The sequence below is a fragment of the Micromonospora sp. S4605 genome (genome assembly GCF_003176715.1).
GTDB classification, from domain to species: Bacteria; Actinomycetota; Actinomycetes; order Mycobacteriales; family Micromonosporaceae; genus Micromonospora; species Micromonospora echinaurantiaca.
Genome location: NZ_QGSW01000096.1, coordinates 1 through 1,660 on the forward strand (window position 1 = coordinate 1; position 1,660 = coordinate 1,660).

Genomic DNA, 1,660 nt, shown 5'->3' on the forward strand with positions numbered 1-1,660 from the left:
CGCCGGCGCCGGGAGCCGGGTGCGGGGCGGTCGCCGAGGTTCCGAGGGCGGCAGCCGCCGGCGTGCCGGCGGTCTCCGGGTGCGGCGCGGCGCCAGCCGCGGACGGGGCGGGCGACGCCGGGCGTACGGCCGGGGCTTCGGCGGCCGGCGCGGCGCTGGCGGCCGGGGGCAGGTCGGCGCCGCCCAGGGTGAGCCGGCGCTCCATCCGCTCCAGGCGCTGCAGCAGGCCGCCGGTCGAGTCGTCGGCGCCGGGCAGCAGCATCCGGGCGCAGATCAGCTCCAGCAGCAGCCGGGGCGCGGTGGTGCCGCGCATGTCCACCAGCCCGTTGTGCACGATGTCGGCGCAGCGGGACAGCGTGCCCGGGCCGAGCCGCTGGGCCTGCGCGGTCATCCGCTCGATCTGGTCGGCCGGGCCGTCGATCAGGCCCTTGGCGGCGGCGTCCGGCACCTGCTGGAGCACGATCAGGTCGCGCAGCCGCTCCAGCAGGTCGGAGGCGAAGCGGCGCAGGTCGTGGCCGGCCTCGGCCACCCGGTCGACGGTGGCGTACGCGGCCGCGCCGTCGCCGGCGGCCAGCGCGTCGCACATCTCGTCGATCAGCGCCGAGTCGGTGACGCCGAGCAGCGCGGCGGCCCGGGAGTAGCTGATCCCCTCCGGGCCGGCGCCCGCGATGAGCTGGTCGAGCACGGAGAGGCTGTCCCGCATGCTGCCGCCACCGGCGCGCACCACCAGCGGAAAGACCGCCGGCTCGACCTTGACCCCCTCTGCCTCGCAGAGCTGCTCCAGGTACGGCCGGACCACCTTCGGCGGGAACAGCCGGAACGGGTAGTGGTGGGTCCGCGACTTGATCGTGCCGAGGACCTTCTCCGGCTCGGTGGTGGCGAAGATGAACTTGACGTACTCCGGTGGCTCCTCGACCAGCTTGAGCAGGGCGTTGAAGCCGGCCGACGAGACCATGTGCGCCTCGTCGATGATATAGATCTTGAAGCGGCTGCGGGCCGGCGCGAAGAACGCCTTCTCGCGCAGCTCCCGGGCGTCGTCGACGCCGCCGTGGCTGGCCGCGTCGATCTCGATGACGTCGATCGACCCGCCGCCGTCGGGCGCCAGCGAGCGGCAGGACTCGCACTGCCCGCACGGCTCGGGGGTGGGGCCCTGCTCACAGTTGAGCGAGCGGGCCAGGATCCGGGCGCTGGAGGTCTTGCCGCAGCCCCGCGGGCCGGAGAAGAGGTAGGCGTGGTTGAGCCGGCCGCTGCGCAGCGCCTGCGACAGCGGCTCGGTGACCTGCTCCTGGCCGATCATCTCGGCGAAGGAACGCGGCCGGTACTTGCGGTAGAGCGCCAGCGTCACTCGTCCCGCCTCCTCTCGACCGAGCCATTCTGCGCCGGTCCGCCCCGGCTGACCACCCACCCCGCCGACCGGCGGGGGCGGCACCGCCTTGATCAACACGCTGTGCGGGACGTTGCGGTATCGGAGCGCTCCGGATACCCCGACATCCCGTATGTCGGGTGGATCAACGGGCCGCAGAGACAGAAAGGCCTCCCGTGCACCCGGCAGAGCTCGCTTATCCTTGCTGCCTTCCGGCCCTGGGGAGGTTCACGAGGTACCGCCGCACGGGAGGTGCCACAAGCGTACCCGACCGCGGGGCGGTCCACCGGGGGTGGT

At 73.9% G+C, this 1,660-nt stretch carries 1 protein-coding gene and 1 other RNA gene; both read right to left on the bottom strand.

From position 1 onward, the window contains the following. On the bottom strand, nt 1-1,345 hold a 1,345-nt coding region (locus tag DLJ47_RS05900; protein WP_146228033.1), incomplete at its 3' end, for a DNA polymerase III subunit gamma and tau. Between the two features lie 183 nt (nt 1,346-1,528). After that, nucleotides 1,529-1,618: signal recognition particle sRNA small type (gene ffs, locus DLJ47_RS05905), an RNA gene on the bottom strand. Nucleotides 1,619-1,660 lie beyond the last annotated feature (42 nt).